At 64.1% G+C, this 3,651-nt stretch carries 2 protein-coding genes; both read right to left on the bottom strand.

Annotated features, from left to right (window positions below; all coding sequences use genetic code 11):
- Window positions 1-143 precede the first annotated feature (143 nt).
- Window positions 144-956: a thiaminase II/PqqC family protein gene (locus HMPREF9440_RS00290; protein ID WP_008540370.1), complete on the bottom strand. Its 813-nt coding sequence runs from the start codon at window positions 954-956 to the stop codon at window positions 144-146.
- A gap of 467 nt (window positions 957-1,423) precedes the next feature.
- Window positions 1,424-3,334 (bottom strand): molecular chaperone HtpG, encoded by a 1,911-nt coding sequence (htpG, locus tag HMPREF9440_RS00285; protein ID WP_008540369.1) that lies wholly within the window; start codon window positions 3,332-3,334, stop codon window positions 1,424-1,426.
- Between the last annotated feature and the right edge of the window lie 317 nt (window positions 3,335-3,651).

Here is a 3,651-nt window from a genome sequence, read left to right as displayed (position 1 = left end):
CCCCCTTCGTTTTGGGCGTTCGGACGAATTCTTCGCATCCCCCGGTCTTAGGACACGTACGAAGTAAGCCGCGGATCCCAAACGGCTCAAAGACGAAAGGCGGACGGAGTCGACCTCCATTCCGCCTTTTTCGTTTCGTCTTCTCAGCTGGCCCGCACATCCGCCTGCATCGCCGCGGAGAGGATGTCGGCCTCGCCGCGGCAGCCCCGCACGAAGTGCGCGGTCATGCCGGAGAGGACCTGTTGGATTTCGCCCGTGGAGAGTTCGTCGGCGAGCGTGAGAAGGGTCGCCGCGCGGCGGCCCGCTTCGTCCGAGGTCATCGCCTCCACCCACGCGTCGTAGGTGTTCCCCTGAAGGGTGTGGTGGCGGGAGACGTGCTCCGAGAGGACGTGCGTCACCCAGCAGCCCGACGCGACGGACGCGACCGCCACGGCGATGTGGTCGCGGTTGACGGCGTCGCGTTCGAATCTCATCTGGCGCTTCACCGCGGGCGCCGCCTTGATGTCGTCGAACGCGCTCTCGAAGCGAAGCCGGGGGAAGGTCCCCGGGGCGGGCTTCTTCTGGGGTTGAATCTCGGCGGCGGTCAGCTGCAGCAGATCCTTGGTCCAGGAGACGGCGTTCTCGTTTTCTTCGAGCCAGGCGTCGCAGAGCGCCTTGTGGCGCTCCGCCATGAAGCGGCGCTTCAGGATCTTGATCGACCCCTCGGCGAATTCGAGCCGCACCAGCTGCTGCGACAGGTACCAGGCGAAGGCTTCTTCGCTCAGATCGCCCTCCGCGACGGCCTCGACGAAGGGGTGGGAGGCGAGGGGCTCCACCACCGGTTCCGCGGCTTCGATCGCGGTCTCGCTCCAGGGCGCCTTTTCCGCATCCGCCGCGGGCGCGGCGAAGCCCCGGATCGGAAGACCCGGGAGAAGCGTGAGCGCGGAGGCGCAGAGGAGTCGGCGTCGGGAGAACATGAATCGGCAGCGGTGGTTTCGATTCCGCGATTCTCTCAAGAGTCGGGACGCGGAAAACGGGGCCGATGTTGTCTTTACGTTACGGCGGGTCCAGTTTTCTCGTCGGTTCCTTTGGAAATCGAGGGTTTCCCGAGCATTCTCTTCACAAAAAGCGTACTCGGGTCTCCTGTCGCGGAACGTGCACACGACGTTCGCCCTAGGGGCTTTTGTGACGGCGATGGCCGAACCGGAGGGAAAGTCGGGAAATACGAACCGATTCGGGGACCTACGGGGAAAGAGGCGGCGACAAAGCCGCAGGTCCACCTCCGCCGGGCTTCCGCCCGGTCAGGGCAGGCCACGGACGACAGGAAGCCCGCCTGCGGACGAACCGCGGCGGGCTTCGACGGGCTTCGAGCCCGGAAGGAAGGGGAGGCCGCGGGCCTCCCGGATCCTTCAGATCGTCAGGGCCTCAGGGCACACTTGCGGGATCACTTCCCCAAGAGGAGCTCGTTCATGCGGCGCACGAACGCGGCCGGGTCCTTGACGGTGCCCTGGTCCGCGAGCATCGCCTGGTCGAGGATGAGCTCGGCCCAGGCGTTGAACTTCGCGGGATCCGTTTCGGCTTCGGCGCGGGCGAGCAGCGGGTGGTTGGGGTTCACTTCGAGCGTGAACTTCTCTTCCGGAACCTGCTGACCGGCGGCCTCCAGCATGCGGCGCAGCTGCGGCGTCATCATCTGGTCGTTTTCGCCCACGACGCACGCGGCGCTCTCGACCAGGCGGTTCGAGACGCGCACGCCTTCGATCTTGCCGGAGAGCGCCGTGCGGATGCGCTCCACCAACCCGGTCGAGGCGGTCTTGGCGGCTTCCTCCGCGGCCTTTTCTTCGGCGTCGGCCAGTTCGCCAAGCTCCAGGTCGGACGCGGTGGCGGAGATGAACTTGCGGCCTTCGAATTCGGTGAGCCCGCTGATCATCCACTCGTCGATGCGATCCGACAGGAGCAGCACCTCCACGCCCTTCTTCTTGAAGACTTCGAGGTAGGGCGAGGTGACGGCCGCTTCGTGCGTGCCCGCGATGAGGTAGTAGATCGCCTTCTGCTTCTCGGGCGAGCGCTTCACGTAGTCGGCGAGCGAAACCGTGGGTTCGGCGCCGTCCGCGGCGGTGGACGAGAAGCGCAGGAGCTTCAGAATGGCGGTCTGGTTGGTGGGATCCTCGACGACGCCTTCCTTCAAGACGCGGCCGAACTGCGCCGTGAACGTGCGCCAGGCGTCCTTCTTCTCTTCGTCGTTCGCGAGCTTCGCGATCATGTCGAGGGCGCGCTTCGTCACGGCCTTTTTGAGCTTCGTCGTGACGGGCGAGGCCTGCAGGAGTTCGCGGGAGACGTTGAGCGGAAGCGCGTTCGTGTCGATGAGGCCCTTGACGAACCGGAGGTAGTTGGGCAGGAACTGCGCCGCGTCCTCCATGATGAAGACGCGCTCGACGAAGAGCTTCAACCCATTCTGCTTCTCGCGCGAATAGAGGTCGAACGGCGCTTCGGAGGGCAGATAGAGCAGCGTCGTGTACTCGAGCTCGCCCTCGACGCGGTTGTGCGCCCAGGCGAGCGGATCGTTCCAGGCGTGGGTGAGATGCCGGTAGAAGGCCTTGTATTCGTCATCCTTCACTTCGCGCGGGCTCATCGTCCAGAGGGCCTTGGCGTCGTTGACCTGCTTCCATTCGCCCACAACGGCGTCTTCCACGTCGTCCGTCTTGTCGTCATCCTTCTTCGCGGGCGTCGATTCCACCCAAAGCTCGACCGGCGTCGCGATGTGGTCGGAATACTTCGTAATCGTGTCTTCGAGCGTCCAGCGGTCGAGGAAGTTCAACGCATCGTCTTTGAGGTGCAGGATCACGTCGGTGCCGCGGGTGGCCTTCTCCGCCGGGCCCGACTCGAACGTGCCCGCGCCTTCGCTCTCCCACATCGACGCGGCGTCGTCGCCGGCACGGCGCGAGAGCACCGTCACCTTGTCGGCGACGATGAAGGCGGAGTAGAAGCCCACGCCGAACTGACCGATCAGCTGCGCGTCCTTCTTTTCGTCGCCGGAGAGCTTCGCCATGAAGGCTTCCGTGCCCGACTTCGCGATCGTGCCGAGGTTTTCGTTCATCTCAGCGAGGCTCATCCCGATCCCGTTGTCCGAAATCGTGAGCGTCTTCGCGGCCTTGTCGGCCTTCACGCGGATGCGGAGCACCGGGTCGTTCTTCGTGAGCTCGGGGTCCGTGATCGACGCGAAGCGGAGCTTGTCGACCGCGTCGGACGCGTTCGAGACGAGCTCGCGCAGGAACACTTCGGGGTTCGAATAGAGGGACTGCGCGAGAAGGCGCAGGAGCTTCGCAACTTCAGTCTGAAAGCCGTGAACCTCAGCCATGGTGATCTGTCTCCGAAAGGGGTTGGTTGGTGATGTCGTCCATATGGGGGTGGTGGGCGCTGTTTTCAAGGGGGATGCATGAGGGGCGTCGCGAAGGCGGGGGTTGGGCAGGGGGATGAGGGCGTTTGGGCGGCATCCGTCCGCTCTGCCCGAACGCGGCCACCCATTCCTTTCCCGGTTTCCGCGAGAACTTTTCGGGCGTTCAGGAAAGATGGGGAGGGTTAACCCTTGAATTTCAGAAAAGCGTTATTCCAATACGGAATAACGTATGCATAATACCTCAAGTATTGGAACCTCTTCACGGAAGAGGTTCGACA

This window comes from Sutterella parvirubra YIT 11816 (assembly GCF_000250875.1).
Taxonomy (GTDB): Bacteria; Pseudomonadota; Gammaproteobacteria; order Burkholderiales; family Burkholderiaceae_F; genus Sutterella; species Sutterella parvirubra.
Note: the sequence above shows the minus strand (reverse complement) of the source record. Positions and strands in the feature narration are given on the sequence as shown.

Bases quoted from the DNA above. Each gene is read 5' to 3' on its own strand.
- HMPREF9440_RS00290 (WP_008540370.1), bottom strand. From the start codon at position 956: ATGTTCTCCCGACGCCGACTCCTCTGCGCCTCCGCGCTCACGCTTCTC.
- htpG (WP_008540369.1), bottom strand. From the start codon at position 3,334: ATGGCTGAGGTTCACGGCTTTCAGACTGAAGTTGCGAAGCTCCTGCGC.